This window comes from Micromonospora sp. CPCC 205546 (assembly GCF_036902715.1).
Classification (GTDB): domain Bacteria; phylum Actinomycetota; class Actinomycetes; order Mycobacteriales; family Micromonosporaceae; genus Micromonospora.
On sequence record NZ_JBAKHL010000006.1, the window covers coordinates 1 to 15478 of the forward strand.

The window sequence follows — 15478 nt, forward strand, 5'->3', positions numbered from 1 at the left end:
TTGGCCGCGACGTCCGTGCCGGCCGCCGTCGGCGCCTGCCCCGCCCCCGTGCCGCCGGTGCCCGTACCCGCCGATCGTCCGCCGACCCGCGACGCCCGTGGGGCGCACCCGGCGCCGCTGCGGCGACTCGCCGCCGTGCCCCGGACCACCGCCGTACCCCCGCTCGCCGCCGTGGCGGCGGCGATTTCCACGCTCGGTCCGGCAACCGCTGTCCCCGCCGGACCCGTGGACGCCGGCCGGGCGCCCGGCTCGGGCGGGGCGTCCGGCCGTGGCCGCGTGTCGTCCGTGCCCGGGGCACGCGGGTCGGCGCGGCGGCGGGGGCGCGGGCAGCGACCGAGATGGGTCCTGCCGCGCGGCACGCCGATCGCGGCGTGAGCGGGCGTGTGCCGGAGGCGGCGGGGGTGTGGGGCGGACAGGCGGATCTCCCCCACGATCCAAGCTAACAGGCACCCGATCCGGGCGGTATCGGGCGGCCGACCGAGTGCGCGGGTCGGCGCCGACTGACTAGGTTCGCCCGATGCCTGTCGAACAGATCACCGCCCCGGCCGCCGGCACCTGGACGCTCGGCGACCGCACCGTGTACCGGATGGGCTTCGGCTCCATGCGGCTCACCGTCGACCCGGACCGGGCGCGCGCCGTCCGCGTCCTGCGCCGGGCCGTCGAGCTGGGCGTCAACCACATCGACACCGCCGTCTTCTACGTCTCGCCGGGTGGACCGCTCGGCGTCGGCACCGGCTCGCCCCGGTACGCCATCGACCTGATCCGGGAGGCCCTCGCGCCGTACCCGGACGACCTGGTCATCACGACCAAGGTCGGGCCGTCCATCGACGAGGCGAGCCGGCACCGCGAACTGAATCCGGCGGAGCTGCGCCGGGAGGTGGAGGAGAACCTGCGCCGGCTGGGCCGGGACCACCTGGACGTGGTGAACCTGCGGATCGTCCGGCGGCCCGGGCGGGACTCGGTGGCGGAGCGGTTCGCCGCCCTCGCCGAGCTGCGCGACGCCGGGCTGATCCGGCATCTCGGCCTGTCCAACGTGCGGGTGGACCACCTGGACGAGGCGCGGGACATCGCGCCGGTGGTGTGCGTGCAGAACGCGTACGCCCTCGAGGTGAACCGGTGGGCCGACGAGCTGCTGCGCGTCTGCGGCGAGCGGGGGATCGCCTTCGTGCCGTTCTTCGCGATCGCGGGCGCCGGGCGGGAGGCGGGTGCGGGCGACGAGCACGACGAGGCCCTACGGGAGGTGGCGCACGCCCACGGCGCGACCCCGCACCAGATCCGCCTGGCCTGGACGTTGCATCAGGGGCCGCACGTGCTGGCCATCCCCGGCACCGGCGACCCGGAGCACCTGGCGCAGAACGTGGCGGCCGGGGCGATCCGGCTCACCCCCGGGGACCTGGACCGCCTCCGCTGACGGCAGGGCGTCCCGGCCCGCGGCGGGCCGGGGCGCCGGGTCAGCGCAGCGACTCCAGTCGCCGCACCAGCTCGCTCGGCCCCGGCATGGCGGCGATCTCGGCGCTGACCCGCCGCGCCGCGTCGCGCAGCGCGGTGTCGGTGACGAGGCGGGTGAGGGTGTCGGCGGTGATGTCGCGGTTGCGGACCGCGATGCCGGCTCCGCGCGCCGCGACGAGTTCGGCGTTGTGCCGCCGGTCGCCGGCCCCGACGGTGGCCAGCTGCGGCACCCCGGCGATCAGCGCGCTGAGCACGCTGCCGGCGCCGCCGTGGTGGACCAGCGCCGCGCTCGCGGGCAGGGCCGCGGGGATCGGGATCCAGTCGACCGTACGCACGTTGCCGGGCAGCGCCCGGCGGGCCAGCCGCGTCTGCGGGCGGACCAGCACGAACTCGGCGTCGACCCGGTCGGCGACGGCGACGACGGCCCGCATCGGTCCGGCGCTGCCGGGGCCGACGAGGGTGCTGCGGCTGACCAGCACCCGTGGCCGCTCCCCCGGCTCGCGCAGCCAGTCCGGCAGCTCGCCACCGGCCTCGGTGGCGTAGCGCATCGGCCAGCCGTCCTGGCGCAGCACGCTGGGCGGGGCGACGGCGATCGCGGCGGCTGGCGGCGGCAGCTCGGTCAGGCCGTGCCGGCGCAGGGCCGGGCCAAGCCGCGCCAGGGTGGCCCGGGCCAGCTCGCGGCCGTCGAAGAGGGCGTTCTCCTGGCGTACGGCGGGCACGCCGAGCGTCGCGGCGGCGAGCGCCCCCGCCACCGCGAACGGCTCGTGGACGACGAGGTCGGGTCGCCACTGCCCGGCGACGGCGACCACCCCGTCGGCGAGCTGGTCGTTGACCGCGCCGAAGAGCAGCCCGGCGCCCCGGGTGCCGGCGGCACCGGCCAGCTCGGCCCGGGCGATCAGCGGGTGGCGCAGCAGCACCCGGCGGGCGACGCGTCCGAAGTCGAATCCGGGCGCGACGTCGCGCGCCGGCACCCCGGGCCCAGCCGCGCGCAGCCCGTCGGCGGCGGTGGCGACGAGCACCTCGTGCCCGGCGGCGCGCAGCGCGGCGACCAGCGGCAGCAGCGGGGCGACGTGCCCGATCAACGGCGCGGACACCACCAGTACTCGCACCGCGCCGATGCTAGCCGCAGCCGGACCCGTCATGGGGGCACCGGTCCGCGGGCCCGGACGGGCGACGGCTCCCCCGGCGGCGGAGCCCGGACGGCAGCGGGTTCAGCCGGCGGCCGGGGGCAGGGTGCGGCTGCGGCCCCGGAACTCCGCCACCACCGCGCCGTCGTCCCGGGTGACGGTGACGTCGTAGATGCCGCTGCGGCCGTACCGGGTGCGCTCGGTGGCGTGCGCCGTCAGCAGGTCACCCTCTCGGGCGGGACGGACGAAGGTGATCTCGCCGCCGGCGGCGACGGTGGCCGGGCCGTGGCTGTTGCAGGCCAGCGCGAAGGCGGTGTCGGCGAGCAGGAACACGAACCCGCCGTGGGCGATGGCATGGCCGTTGACCATCGCGGCGCTCACCCGCATCCGGGCCACCGCCGCGCCGCCGGCGGCCTCCACCAGCTCGATGCCGAGTCCCCGGGAGGCGACGTCGGCGGCGAACATGTCGTACGCGGCGTTGCGTCCGGCCACCTCAGCCGTCCCGCCGCTGCTCGCCGATCCGCCCCGTCCCGCCCATCGACCGCTCCACGCCCGTCCGGGGCGGCCCCCTCGACCGCCGACCCCGGTACCGTACGCCGGCGCGCACGCAGGGCTCCGACGGCACCCGTCACGGGTTCTCCGGGTCCAGGTCGCGCTCGCGCAGCAGCGCGTCCAGCTTCGCCTCGACCCGCTCGTCGGACTCGCGGGACTGCGAGGAACCCCAGTGGTAGAACAGTGCCAGGCCCGCCGCCTGCCAGATCAACTGGAGGAACTCGGACTGCCAGTTCTCGAAGGAGGCGGCGAGGAACTGCGGCAGGAAGTCGGCCCAGGCGAAGGTCTGGCCGTGCTGGCTCGCCTCGTTGCCCGCCGCGGCGGCCTGGAAGACGAACTGCGCGATCCAGGAGAGCAGGAACAGCGCCCCGGTCACCAGCGCGAAGGCGTACGCCCTGGGCCACCTCGGCCTGCGGAACGGCGGCCCCTGCTCCCGGCGGGACCGCCCGCCCCGGGACGTGGTCCCGGCCGGACGCGCTCCGGAGGTCGTCGTGTCGGACATCGCGCTCCCCTCTCGACGGATCCCCAGGCAGGGGGCCTATGCCCCCGGTCCGGCACGACAAAACGGCCGGGCCGGCGTGGCGCGGCGACGCGCCGCGCGTGCCCGGCCCGGGGTGGACCCCGCCGGTCTCCGGACACCTGTCCGCGCTGACCGCCGCGGGCTTCGCCGAGGTGGCACGGTGTGGCGGGACGACCCCGACGCCGCCGTCGCCGACGTCCCCCGGGACACCCCGACGACCGTCGCGCCGGACGCTAGGCTGACGCCGCGCACACCGGTTCCCCACCCGTGGCACCGGTGGGGAGGGCGAGGTGACCGGACCAAATCCGCGGGTCGACCCCGACGTCGACCTGCGCGTACCCGCCGACCGGGGCGAGCTGGCCGCCCGCCCCGGGGCGCTGCTCGGCGCCGTCGCGGCCGGCGGCGCGCTCGGCGCCCTGGCCAGGGCCGGCCTCCAGCACGCCGTCCCGCACGCCCCGACGGGCTTTCCGTGGGCCACCTTCGCCGTCAACCTGACCGGGTGCCTGCTGATCGGCGTCCTGATGGCGGCGCTGGAGCGCTCCGCTGACCGCCGACCGCTGCTGCGCCCGTTCCTCGGCGTGGGCGTCCTCGGCGGCTACACCACCTTCGCCACGTACGCGGTGGACGTCCGCCTGGCGCTCGACGCCGGCGCGCCGGAGGTGGCCCTGGGCCACCTGGCCGCGACCCTGCTCGGCGCGCTGGTCGCGGTCTGGCTCGGCGACACCGTCACCGGCCGGCTGCTCGACGCCGCCCGTCACGGCCGGCCGGGGCGCGGGGCCGCCCGGTGACCGTCCTGCTGATCGCGCTCGGCGCGGCCGTCGGCGCGCCCCTGCGCTACCTCACCGACCGGGCGGTACAGGCCCGGCTCGGCAGCGCCTACCCGTGGGGCACGCTGACCGTCAACGTGGCCGGGTCGCTGCTGCTCGGCCTGCTGGTCGGGCTGCCCGTCGGCCCGACCGCCGGCGCCCTGCTCGGCACCGGCTTCTGCGGCGCGCTGAGCACGTACTCCACCTTCGGGTACGAGACGCTGCGGCTGGCGCGCCGGGGCCGGCGGTTTCTCGCGCTGGTCAACGTGCTGTCCAGCGTGGCCGCCGGCCTCGGCGCCGCCGCCGCAGGCTTCGCCCTGGCCCGGGCCGTCACCGGCTGAGCCGCCGGCCGCACCACCCGGACCCCGGTCGGTCAGCGGTCCGGGTCCGACGGCCCGTCGGGCAGACGCAGGTCGACCACCGGGCCGAGGACGAAGACGGCCGGCGGGCCGATCCGCTCCCGGGTGGCCACCGCGCCGATCTCGTCCAGCCGGGTGGTCAGGGCGCGCTGGTCGGGATGCCCGGCGTCCTGCACCGCGAGGACCGGGGTGTCCGGGGCCCGGCCGTGCTCCACCAGCACCGCGGCGATCTTGTCTACGGTGTCCACGGCCATCAGCAGCACCAGCGTGCCCCGGGCCCGGCCCAGCGCCGCCCAGTCGACCAGCGAGTCGGGGTGCCCGGGCGGCAGGTGCCCGGAGACGACGGTGACGTCGTGCGCGACGCCCCGGTGGGTGACCGGCACCCCGGCCAGGGCCGCCGCGGCGAGGGCGCTGCTCACCCCGGGGACCACGGTCACGTCCACCCCGGCCGCGGCGCAGGCCTGCACCTCCTCGTGGCCGCGCCCGAAGACGTACGGGTCGCCGCCCTTGAGCCGGACCACCCGCCGCCCGGCGCGGGCGTGCGCGACGAGGGTGGCGTTGATCGCGTCCTGTCCCATGGAGGGTCCCCGGGGCACCTTCGCCGCGTCGATCACCTCCACCCCGGGGCGCAGCCCGGCGAGCAGTCCCCGCGGGGCGAGGCGGTCGACGACCACCACGTCCGCCGCGTCCAGCAGCGCCCTGCCCAGTACGGTGATCAGGTCGTCCGGCCCGGGCCCGCCACCGACCACGGCGACGTGGCCCCGGCGCGGACCGGGATCGTGGTGGTGGCCGTGGTCGCGCCCGTGGTGGTCATGATGGTGGTGACCGTGATGGTGGTGCCCGTGGTGGCCGTGGCCGCCGACCGGGTCGTCGGGGTGGTCGTGCGGGGTCTGCGGCCGGCCGACCTTGTCGGCGAAGCCCGGCATCAGCACCCGGTACGCGCAGGTGTCGCAGTTCATCCGGATGTCCCCGCGACGCGCCTCGGCGTGCCGTTCGAGGACCAGGTCGGCGAGCGCGTCGCAGTCGCCGATCAGGTCGGCCACCCGCACGTCCAGGTCGGGGTGGGCGGCGGCGAACGCGGCCGACTGCGCGACGATCCGGTCCGGCAGCACCCCGGCGAAGAGGAAGTACGGCGCGACGACGATCCGCCGGGCGCCGAGCCGCCGCAGCCGGTCCAGCACCGCCGGCACCGAGGGCTCGGCGAGCGAGACGAAGCCCGGCTCGACGCCGGCGTAGCCGCGCCCCTCCCAGAGCAGCCGGGCCACCTTGGCGACCTCGGCGTTGGCGTCCGGGTCGGTGGAGCCGCGACCGATCAGCGCCACCCAGGTGCCGGCCCGGTCGTCGCCGGCGAGGGCGTCGTCGACGCGCTGCTCCAGCGCGGTGTGCAGCAGCGGGTGCGGGCCCAGCGGCCGGCCGTAGACGTAGCTGAGGCCGGGATGGCGCTCCCGCTCGCGGGCCAGCGCGGCGGGGATGTCGCCCTTGCCGTGCCCGGCGGCGGTCAGCACCAGCGGCAGGGCGACCAGCGAGCGGTGCCCCCGGTCGACGAGCGCGCCGACCGCGTCGGTCAGCGGCGGCCGGGACAGCTCGATGAAGCCGCCCTCTACGTCGCCGAGGGTGCCGGCGGCGCGGCGACGCACCCGATCGACGAACGCGACGAACTGCTCGACCCCGGCCGCGCTGCGCGTGCCGTGCCCGACGATGACCAGAGCGGTCACTGCTCCTCCTCCACGTACAGCAGGGCGTTGAGGGCGGCGGCGGCGACCGCCGAGCCGCCCTTCTCGCCCCGGTTGGACACCCCCGGCAGGCCGCTGGCCCGCAGCGCCGCCTTCGACTCGGCGGCCCCGACGAAGCCGACCGGCAGCCCGACGACCAGCGCCGGCCGCGCGTCCAGGGTGATCAGTTGCTCCAGCGCGGTCGGCGCGCAGCCGACCACCCAGACCGCACCGGGGCCCACCCGCTCCAGGGCGATGCGCACCGCCGCCGCCGAGCGGGTGATGCCGGCCGCGCGGGCCAGCTCGGCGGCGGCGGGCTCGGCGACCGGGCAGACCGTGTCGCGGCCGGTGACGCCCGCCGCGACCATCGCCACGTCGGTGACCACCGGCGCGCCGGCGCGCAGGGCGGCCAGCCCGCCGGCCAGCGCGGCCTCGTCGCAGACCAGGTCGGTGACGTAGTCGAGGTCGGCGCTGGCGTGCACCACCCGCTCGGTGACGGCCCGGGTCAGCGGCGGCAGGTGCGCCAGGTCGACCCGGGAACGCAGGATCCGGTAGGACTCCCGCTCGATGGGGTGCACGACCCGGCTGGCGGCCGCACCCGCGTCGACGCGGCGCCGCGGCGCTGGTCGTAGCGAACTCATCGGGTTCCTCCACGTGCGTCGGTGTCCGTGGCGCGGATCGCGTCCACCGGGCAGATCTCCAGGCATTCCAGGCAGCCCGTGCAGCGGTCGGCGCGCACGGCGAGGCCGCCGGGCACCGGCCGGATCGCGTGCGTCGGGCAGGTGAGCAGGCAGGCGCCGCAGCCCTGGCAGGCGCCGATGGTCACGGCCGCCACCGGTACCCCCTCGGGGTGACCATCCGGCCGGCGACGATCCGGGTCTGGCTGCTGCCCACCACCACGACGCTGTACATGTCGACCAGCGCCGCGTCGAGGGTCGCCAGGGTGGCCAGGTGCACCCGCTCGCCGGGCCGGCTGGCGTTGCGCACCACCCCGACCGGGGTGTCGGGCGGCCGGTGCGCGGCGAAGACCTCCAGCGCCGCGCCGAGCTGCCAGTCGCGGGCCCGGCTGCGCGGGTTGTAGAGCAGCGCCACGAAGTCGCCCTCGGCGGCGGCGGCCACCCGGCGGGCGATGACCTCCCACGGCGTGTGCAGGTCGGACAGGCTCAGGTAGGCGTGGTCGTGGCCGAGCGGCGCGCCGAGCAGGGCCCCGGCGGCCAGCGCGGCGGTCACCCCGGGCACGCCGAGCACGTCGATCCGTTCGTCGGCGTACTCCAGGGCGGGGCTGGCCATCGCGTACACGCCGGCGTCACCGGAGCCCACCAGCGCCACGGCGTGACCGGCGGTGGCCTCGGCGACGGCGGCGCGGGCCCGTTCCTCCTCGGCGCCGAGCCCGCTGGCGAGCACCCGGGTGCCGGGGCGCAGCAGGTCGCGCACCTGGTCGACGTACTGGTCGAGGCCGACGACCACGGCGGCGCGGCGCAGCTCGGTCACCGCGCGGGCGGTGCGCAGGTCCGCCGCGCCGGGGCCGAGGCCGACGATCGCCAGCCGGCCGCGCGGGGCGTGCCGGGCGACGGCGACGGTGGCCATCGCCGTCGCGGTCTTCGGCACCAGCAGGTCGGCGTCGCCGCCGAGCAGCGCCGCCGCCTCGGCGACGCTGGGGGTGCCGACGGCGGCGCGCACCACCTCGCTGGGGTGCGGCACGTCGACCGCCGCCAGCTCCGCCGCCGGATGCGTCACCAGCGGTACGCCGAGCGCGTCGGCGGTCGCCCGGATGCCCGCCTCGTCGGCCTTGACGTCGGCGCTGGCCAGGTGCCGCAGGCTGGCCGGGCTGAGGCCGGCCTCGGCGAGCACCCGGTCCAGCAGGCCGCGCACCTGGGCGGCGGGCACGCCCCGGCTGGACCCGACGCCGACGACCAGCGACGGGGGCCGCAGCACGGCGGTCCGGTCGTCGAGCGGCACCACCCGGTCGGTGACCAGCAGCCGGTACCCGCCGCCGACCGCCGGCCCGGAACCGACGTCACCCCGGCCGGGGGCCGACGGACCGGCGGTCGCGGGGGCCGACGACCCGACGGGCGCAGGGGCCGACGACCCGACGGGCGCGAAGCGCACGTTGTCGGGCAGGGCGGGCAGCGGCCACGTGGCGTCGGCGACGAGGGTCACCGGCTCGCCGTCGAGGATGGCGCGGCTGACGGCGGCGAGGGCGCCCTCGACGGGCCACCCGAGGGTGTCCAGGCCGGGCAGGCCGGCGGCGTCGGTGGCGGTGGTGACCACCGGTTGCGCGTCGAGCAGCGCGCCGACCCGCCCGGCGAGGTCGTTGCCGCCCCCGGCGTGGCCGCCGAGCAGCGCGACCGCGTGCCGGGCCGCCTCGTCGACCACCACCACGGCCGGGTCGGTGCGCTTGTCGCCGAGCAGCGGCGCGAGGATGCGCACCACCGCGCCGGTGGCCAGGAACGCCACCACGGCGTCGCACCCGGTCCAGGCGGCGCGCAGCGCGTCCGCGACGGTGTCCGCCGTGACGAGGCGGGCGTGCGGCAAGGCGTCGGCGAGGGTGCGGGCGTGGCGCCGGCCGGCGGCGGTAGCGGCCACGAGCCCGATGCGGGTCGGCTGGTCCGTGGCGGCGGGCGGGTGGTTCACGGGCGCTCCCCGGTGAGGACGACCACCGGGTTGGTGGCCGCGAGTCGGACGGAACCGCCGGGCAGGTCGGCGAGGCGGGCGGCGGAGAGTTGGACGCCCTGCACGGCGTAGCCGGCGGCGCGCAGCAGCCCGACGGCGGGGGCGACCCGGTCGACGGCGGCGAGGGCGGCCACCACCCGGTCGGGCCGGCGGTGCGCCACGGCGGCGAGCACGTCGGTGCCGCCGCCGCCGACGAAGACGGCGTCGGGATCGGGCAGCGGACGCAGCGCCCCGGGGGCGGCGCCGGTCACCACCCGCACGTCGACGCCGTGCCGGGCGGCGTTGACGCCGACGGTGGCCCGAGGATCGTGGTCGACGGCGATCACGGCCGCGCCGAGCAGGGCGCACTCGATGCCGACCGAGCCGCTGCCCGCGCCGACGTCCCAGACCAGCCGGCCGAGGCGGGGACGCAGCCGGGCGACGGCGAGGGCGCGTACCTCCGACTTGGTGATCATCGAGTCGCGGTGCGCGTACGCGGACTCGGGCAGCGCCCAGCCGCCGGGCGGCGCGGCGGCCGGCTGGTTGTCCGCCCGCATCCCGCCCGCGCCGGGCTCGCCGGCGAGGCTGAGCAGCACGTGCGGGTCAGCCCAGACGCGGCCGGCGGCCTGCTCGGGAGTGGTCTCGGTGAGCCGCTCGGCGTCGGTGCCGAGGTGCTCGGCGACGATCAGGCGGCGCGTCCAGCCGACCAGCCCGGCGCCCAGCTCGGCGGCCCCGGCGCCCGGAGCGGTGAGCACCGCGACGGCGGGCAGCGCCCGGCAGGCGTTCAGCGCGGGCCCGGGGTCGCGGCCGTGCGCGGTGACCACGGCCGCGCCGTCCCAGGGCAGGCCCGCGCGGGCGAACGCGGCGGCCACGCTGGACACGGCCGGCAGCACCCGCAGCGGCAGCCCGGCCGCCCGCAACGCCCGCACCACCCCGAACAGCCCCGGATCGCCGCTGGCCAGGACGACGGCGGGACTCCCGGCGGCGACGGCGTCGGCCAGCCGCCCCAGGGCGGGCGCCAGCGGCCCGAGGGCGACGGTGCCGGCGTCGGCCGGCAGCCGTACGGCGGCCAGGTGCCGCGCCGCGCCGACCACCAGCCGGGCCCCGGCGAGCGCGGGCGCGGCGGCGGGGTGCGCGGGCCCGCCCGAGGCGTCGATCCCCACCACGGTCACCGCCGGCCCGCCGGCCCCGGCGGTCACGCCGCCCACCGGCCGGAGAACGCGACCACCCGGTCGCCGGCGAAGTCGACCATGGCGACGTCGGCGGTGACGGCGTGGCCGGCGAACCTGAGCAGCACCTGCCGCACCCGCTGGCAGAGCAGGTCGCCGGCGGGGCCGAGCAGCCCGGCGGCCTCCCACAGCTCGTACGCGTGCCGCCCGGTGTTGGCCGCGACGACCGCCGCCACCAGCGCGGGGTCGCCGCCCGCCTCGGCGGTGACCGTCCCGAGCAGCGACAGGTCGACCTTGGACCGGGTGTAGTGGGTCATCAGGATGCCGGCGGCGAGCTTGGCCAGCTTGCCGGCCATCCCGACGAAGACCACGCCGGGCATCCCGTCGCCCACGGCGGCGGTGACGGCCGCGCCGGTGAAGTCGCCGACCTCCACGAAGCAGACCTCGGGCAGCTCCGGCAGCAGCGCGCGGGCGGCCCGCTCGGTGCGCCCGCCGGTGCAGAGCACCACGGTCCGCTCCCCCTGGGCGGCCATCACGTGCACCGCCTGCACCACGCTGGCCCGCCAGGAGGCGGTGGAGAACGGGCGCACGACGCCGGTGGTGCCGAGGATGGAGATGCCGCCGAGGATGCCGAGCCGGCGGTTGGTGGTCTTGCGGGCCATGATCTCGCCGCGCGGCACGCTGACCACCACCCGCACGCCCACCTCGCTCAGGTCGACGACCTCGGCGACGGCCTGGCCGATCATGCGGCGCGGGGTGTCGTTGATGGCCGGCCCGCCGACGGCCAGGCCGAGGCCCGGCCGGGTGACCGTGCCGACGCCCGGCCCGCCGTCGAGGCACAGCCCGGGCACGTCCCGCCAGCTCACGGTGGCGGTCAGCTCGGCGCCGTGCGTGACGTCCGGGTCGTCGCCGGCGTCCTTGACCACCACCGCCTCCGCCCGCGCGCGGCCCTCGACCTCGCAGCGGGCCACCGGGAAGCTGACCCGCCGCCCGGCGGGCAGCCCGATCTCCACCTCCCGCTGCGGTACGCCGGTGACCAGGGCCGTCAGCGCCGCCTTGGTCGCCGCCGTCGCGCAGGCGCCGGTGGTCCACCCGGTGCGCAGCGCGGTCGGCCGGACCTTCGCCGTACGCGGCAGGTCCGGCTCGCGCAGCGGCGGCTCGGCGTACGTCATCAGGCGCGCCCGTCCCCCGGTGTCGCGCCGCCCGCGCGGGCGCGGCGCAGGTCGGCGCGGGCGGCCGGCTCGGCCCGGCGGAAGGTGTGGAAGTGCCCCGGGTGGTAGAGATACGAGCGGGTGCCGGCGGCGGCGAGCGCCGGGCCGACCAGGAAGAGGGTGTGCTTCCAGAGCTTGTGCTCCTTGACGGTGGCCTCCAGGTCGCCGAGCGCGCACCGCACCACCAGCTCGTCGGGCCAGGTCGCCTGGTACGCCACCACGACCGGCGTGTCGGCCGGGTACCCGCCGGCCAGCAGCTCGGCCTGCGCCTGCCCGGAGCGGGCGGCGGAGAGGAACAGCGCCATGGTGGTGCCGTGCCGGGCGAACTCGCGGACCCGCTCCCCCGGCGGCATCGGGGTCTTCCCGCCCTCCAACCGGGTGAGGATCACCGACTGGGCGACCTCGGGGATGGTGAGCTCCCGGCCGACGATCGCCGCGACGGCCGTGAACGACGAGACGCCGGGGACGATCTCCACGGCCAGGCCGAGCGCCCGGCACAGGTCGAGCTGCTCCTGCACCGCGCCCCACAGGGCCGGGTCGCCGGAGTGGATCCGCGCCACGGTCAGCCCGTCGGCGGCGGCCCGCTGGTAGAGCGGCAGCACGCCCTCGATCGGCAGCCGCGACGAGTCGACGATCTCCGCGTCGCCGCGGGCGTGGGCGAGCACGTCGGCGTGCACCAGGCTGGCCGCCCAGACCACCACGTCGGCCGCGCCGATCACCCGGGCGGCGCGCAGCGTCAGCAGGTCCGCCGCGCCGGGGCCGGCCCCGACGAACCACACCTTGCCCGTACCGGTCGGCGCATCCCCGTCTGCGTGCCCCGCGATCGGCGTGGTGCTCACAGTTTTCCTCCCCTTTCGCCCCGGCGGGCCGGGACGAGCAGCGTCGACAGGTACGGCAGGTCGTCGGCCGCGTCGGTGACCTGGCCGATCCGCTCGCCGGGCAACCCGAGGCCCCGGCCCAGCACGGCGTCGCCGAGGCGGCCCTGCCGGCGCAGCTCGGCGACCAGCTCGGCATGCCGCCGCCAGCCCTTGTAGGCCACGACGGTGCCCGGGCCGGCGAGCGCGTCGGCGAAGAGGGCCAGCCCGGCGGTGGCCGGCAGCAGGGTGAGCGGCTCCCGGCCCTCGCAGAGCGGCACGCCGCTGCGCGCCGCGAGGTCCTGCATGGCGGTGATCCCGGGGACCGTGCGCACCTCGACCGCCGGGCGCAGGGCGCGGACGCCCTGCGCGAGGTAGCCGAAGGTGGAGTAGACGTTGGGGTCGCCGATGGTGGCGAAGACGATCGCGCGGGCGCCGCGGTCGACCGCGTCGAGCACCGCCCGCGCGGCGTCGTCCCAGGCGCGTTCCCGGCGGGCGGTCACCCCGCCCCGGTCGTCGAGGGCGAACGGCAGCCGGCGCAGCCGGTCCGGCGCGACGTGCGCGGCCACTGTGGCCTCGGCCCGGCCCGGGGGCGCGGCGCCGGCCGCCGCGGGCCGGTCCAGCACGGGTACGAACACCACGTCGGCCTCGGCCAGCAACCGGGCCGCCCGCAGGGTGAGCAGCTCGGGGTCGCCGGGACCGACGCCGATCCCGGTCAGCGTCGCGGCGTCCTCGCGCCCGGCCACCGGGTCGCGACTCTCGTGCCCGGTCACCGGGTCGCGGCCCTCGGCCGCGGGCATGCCGCCGTCGTGCCCACTCGCCGGCACGCGGCCGTGGCGCCCGGTCACCGGCTCGCCGCCTCGACCAGTCGGCGGGCGGCGTGCGGGTGGCCGGCCCAGTGGGTGTGCAGGTAGGAGGCGTGCACTCCGCCGACCACGAAGCCGTGCTCGGCGCCGTCCCAGCGCCACGCCGGCCGGTCGCCGTGCCCCGGGTCGGTGGCGGTGCGGTGGAACTCGTGGCCGCGTACCGGGTCGCCGGGGCGGTGCAGCGGGGAGCCGGTGACGGCCACGGCGTCGCGGTAGCCGAGGGTCAGCCGGCCGGTCATCCGGGCGGTCAGGTCGAGCCGGCCGCACATGGGCACCCCGTCGAGGTGCCGGCCGAGGTAGAGCAGGCCGGCGCACTCGGCGACCACCGGGCCGTCGAAGTCGGCCAGCTCGGCGCGGAGCGTGGCGTTGTCGGCGAGCTGCGGCGCGTACGCCTCGGGGAAGCCGCCGCCGACGACCACCGCGCGGGTGCCGGCGGGCAGGGCGGGGTCGCGCAGCGGGTCGAAGGGGGCCACCGTGGCGCCGGCCGCCGCGAGCAGCTCGGCGGTCTCGGCGTACGAGAAGGTGAACGCCGGCCCGGCCGCGACCGCGACCACGGGACGACCGGCACCGGCCGGTCCGCCGACCGCGGCCACCGGATCCCAGGCCGGCGCACGCAGCGGGCCGGCGGTGCGGGCCAGATCGAGCACGGCGTCCAGGTCCACGGTGGCCGCGACGAGGTCGGCGAGGGCGGCCACGATCGCCACGGACTCCGGTGCCCGCTCGGCGACCGGCACCAGCCCGAGGTGACGCGCCGGGGCGGCGACCTCGACGGCGCGGGCGAGCGCCCCGAGCACCGGCACGCCCACCTCGGCGAGCGCGTCGCGCAGCAGCGCCTCGTGCCGGGGCGAGCCGACCCGGTTGAGGATCACCCCGCCGATCCGCACGCCCGGGTCGAACGCGGCCATGCCCAGGGCGAGCGCGGCGGCGGAGCGGCCCTGCCCGGTGGTGTCGAGCACCAGCAGGACCGGGGCGTCGAGCAGGCGGGCGACGTGCGCGGTGGAGGCGTACCCCCGACGGCCGACCGCGCCGTCGTGCAGCCCCATCACGCCCTCCACGACGGCGACGTCGGCGGGCGTCGGGGTGCCGGCGCCGTGCCGCAGCAGCGGCGCGATCCGCTCCTCGCCGACCAGCCACGGGTCGAGGTTGCGGCCGGGTCGGCCGGCGGCGAGCGCGTGGTAGCCGGGATCGATGTAGTCGGGGCCGACCTTGTGCGGGCTGACGACCAGGCCACGGCGGCGCAGCGCGGCGAGCAGCCCGGTGGCGACGGTGGTCTTGCCGTGCCCGCTGGCGGGCGCGGCGACCACCACGCGGGGCAGCGCCCACACGCCGCCGTCGTCGCCGGTCGCGTCTGCGCTCCGGACGCCGCCGGTCGGGTCGGCGTCGGTGGGCGGTGGGCCGCCGGTCGGGTGTCCGGCCGGCGCGGTGGGGCCGTCGGGACCGCGCGGGTCGGTACGGCGGCCGGGGCCGGTCACCATTCGATGCCCTTCTGGCCCTTCTGGCCGGCGTCCATCGGGTGCTTGACCTTGGTCAGCTCGGCGACCAGGTCGGCGGCCTCCACCAGACGCGGGTCGGCGTCCCGGCCGGTGATCACGACGTGCTGGAAGCCGGGGCGGTTCGCCAGGGTGTCGACCACCTCGGCCACGTCCACCCAGCCCCACTTCATCGGGTAGGTGAACTCGTCGAGCACGTAGAGGCCGTAGCGCTGCGCGGCCAGGTCGCGCTGGATCTGCCGCCAGCCCTCCAGGGCGTCGGCGGCGTGGTCGGCCTCGCCGCCGCGCTGGATCCAGGACCAGCCCTCGCCCATCTTGTGCCACGCGACCGGGGCGCCCTGCCCGGTGCGCTCGTGCACCTCGCCGAGGGCGCGGAAGGCGTTCTCCTCCCCCACCCGCCACTTGGCGCTCTTGACGAACTGGAACACCCCGACCGGCAGCCCGGCCGTCCAGGCGCGCAGGGCCAGTCCGAACGCTGCGGTCGACTTCCCCTTCATCTGTCCGGTATGGACGATCAGCAGCGGCCGGTGGCGCCGCTGCCGCGTGGTCAGCCCGTCGGCGGGCACGTGGGACGGCTTCCCCTGCGGCATCAGGCGACGCTCCTCTTCTGCACGACGGAGGTGGTGGCGGTGGCGGTGGCGGTGGCGATCTTGGAAGGGGAGGGCCCGCGTGGGGGCCGTTCCCTGCCAAGATCTGCGGCGGACCGGTCGT

At 78.0% G+C, this 15478-nt stretch carries 15 protein-coding genes and 1 pseudogene; 3 read left to right on the plus strand and 13 right to left on the minus strand.

What is annotated here, in order from left to right; genetic code table 11:
* Positions 1-517 precede the first annotated feature (517 nt).
* A complete protein-coding gene (locus V6U77_RS04905; RefSeq protein WP_334604965.1) occupies positions 518-1411 on the plus strand; it encodes an aldo/keto reductase in 894 nt (297 codons plus the stop codon).
* Between the two features lie 40 nt (positions 1412-1451).
* Here V6U77_RS04905 and V6U77_RS04910 read toward each other — a convergent pair whose 3' ends face one another.
* The 3 genes from V6U77_RS04910 to V6U77_RS04920 all read right to left on the minus strand — a co-directional run bounded on the left by V6U77_RS04910 (position 1452) and on the right by V6U77_RS04920 (position 3630).
* Complete coding sequence (locus tag V6U77_RS04910) at positions 1452-2558, minus strand: nucleotide disphospho-sugar-binding domain-containing protein (protein ID WP_334604966.1); 1107 nt, start codon at positions 2556-2558, stop codon at positions 1452-1454.
* Between the two features lie 102 nt (positions 2559-2660).
* On the minus strand, positions 2661-3041 hold the full coding sequence (paaI, locus tag V6U77_RS04915; protein WP_334605142.1) for a hydroxyphenylacetyl-CoA thioesterase PaaI: 381 nt from the start codon (positions 3039-3041) through the stop codon (positions 2661-2663).
* A 163-nt stretch (positions 3042-3204) separates the two neighbouring features.
* Complete coding sequence (locus V6U77_RS04920) at positions 3205-3630, minus strand: DUF6766 family protein (protein WP_334604967.1); 426 nt, start codon at positions 3628-3630, stop codon at positions 3205-3207.
* Between the two features lie 308 nt (positions 3631-3938).
* Here V6U77_RS04920 and V6U77_RS04925 point away from each other — a divergent pair, with 308 nt between their 5' ends.
* Both V6U77_RS04925 and crcB read left to right on the plus strand, forming a co-directional pair.
* Entirely contained in the window at positions 3939-4436 is a 498-nt protein-coding gene (locus tag V6U77_RS04925) for a fluoride efflux transporter FluC (protein WP_334604968.1), read from the plus strand.
* Positions 4433-4795, plus strand: coding sequence for a fluoride efflux transporter CrcB (gene crcB, locus V6U77_RS04930; protein WP_334604969.1), 363 nt, complete (start codon positions 4433-4435; stop codon positions 4793-4795). The genes V6U77_RS04925 and crcB overlap by 4 nt, the downstream gene beginning before the upstream one ends.
* A 32-nt stretch (positions 4796-4827) precedes the next feature.
* Here the strand turns inward: crcB and cobA are convergent, their stop codons facing one another.
* From cobA to cobO, 10 genes and pseudogenes are all read right to left on the minus strand, one after another.
* Positions 4828-6528, minus strand: coding sequence for a uroporphyrinogen-III C-methyltransferase (gene cobA / locus V6U77_RS04935; protein ID WP_334605143.1), 1701 nt, complete (start codon positions 6526-6528; stop codon positions 4828-4830).
* Entirely contained in the window at positions 6525-7166 is a 642-nt protein-coding gene (locus V6U77_RS04940; RefSeq protein ID WP_334605144.1) for a precorrin-8X methylmutase, read from the minus strand. The genes cobA and V6U77_RS04940 overlap by 4 nt, the downstream gene beginning before the upstream one ends.
* A pseudogene (locus V6U77_RS04945) lies at positions 7123-7360 on the minus strand (DUF362 domain-containing protein); the annotation flags it as partial. The gene V6U77_RS04940 and the pseudogene V6U77_RS04945, both read right to left, overlap by 44 nt.
* Positions 7348-9159 carry a precorrin-3B C(17)-methyltransferase gene (gene cobJ, locus V6U77_RS04950; protein WP_334604970.1) on the minus strand — a complete coding sequence of 604 codons (1812 nt, stop codon included), beginning with the start codon at positions 9157-9159 and terminating at the stop codon, positions 7348-7350. The gene cobJ and the pseudogene V6U77_RS04945, both read right to left, overlap by 13 nt.
* On the minus strand, positions 9156-10385 hold the full coding sequence (cbiE, locus tag V6U77_RS04955) for a precorrin-6y C5,15-methyltransferase (decarboxylating) subunit CbiE (protein WP_334604971.1): 1230 nt from the start codon (positions 10383-10385) through the stop codon (positions 9156-9158). Before cbiE ends, cobJ begins: the two co-directional genes overlap by 4 nt.
* Positions 10373-11518 (minus strand): cobalt-precorrin-5B (C(1))-methyltransferase, encoded by a 1146-nt coding sequence (locus tag V6U77_RS04960; protein ID WP_334604972.1) that lies wholly within the window; start codon positions 11516-11518, stop codon positions 10373-10375. The genes cbiE and V6U77_RS04960 overlap by 13 nt, the downstream gene beginning before the upstream one ends.
* Positions 11518-12396, minus strand: coding sequence for a precorrin-4 C(11)-methyltransferase (gene cobM / locus V6U77_RS04965; RefSeq protein WP_334604973.1), 879 nt, complete (start codon positions 12394-12396; stop codon positions 11518-11520). The genes V6U77_RS04960 and cobM overlap by 1 nt, the downstream gene beginning before the upstream one ends.
* Positions 12393-13211 carry a precorrin-2 C(20)-methyltransferase gene (gene cobI / locus V6U77_RS04970; protein ID WP_334604974.1) on the minus strand — a complete coding sequence of 273 codons (819 nt, stop codon included), beginning with the start codon at positions 13209-13211 and terminating at the stop codon, positions 12393-12395. Before cobI ends, cobM begins: the two co-directional genes overlap by 4 nt.
* Before the next feature lie 44 nt (positions 13212-13255).
* Entirely contained in the window at positions 13256-14752 is a 1497-nt protein-coding gene (locus tag V6U77_RS04975) for a cobyrinate a,c-diamide synthase (RefSeq protein ID WP_334604975.1), read from the minus strand.
* On the minus strand, positions 14746-15357 hold the full coding sequence (cobO, locus tag V6U77_RS04980) for a cob(I)yrinic acid a,c-diamide adenosyltransferase (RefSeq protein WP_334604976.1): 612 nt from the start codon (positions 15355-15357) through the stop codon (positions 14746-14748). Before cobO ends, V6U77_RS04975 begins: the two co-directional genes overlap by 7 nt.
* Positions 15358-15478: the final 121 nt, after the last annotated feature.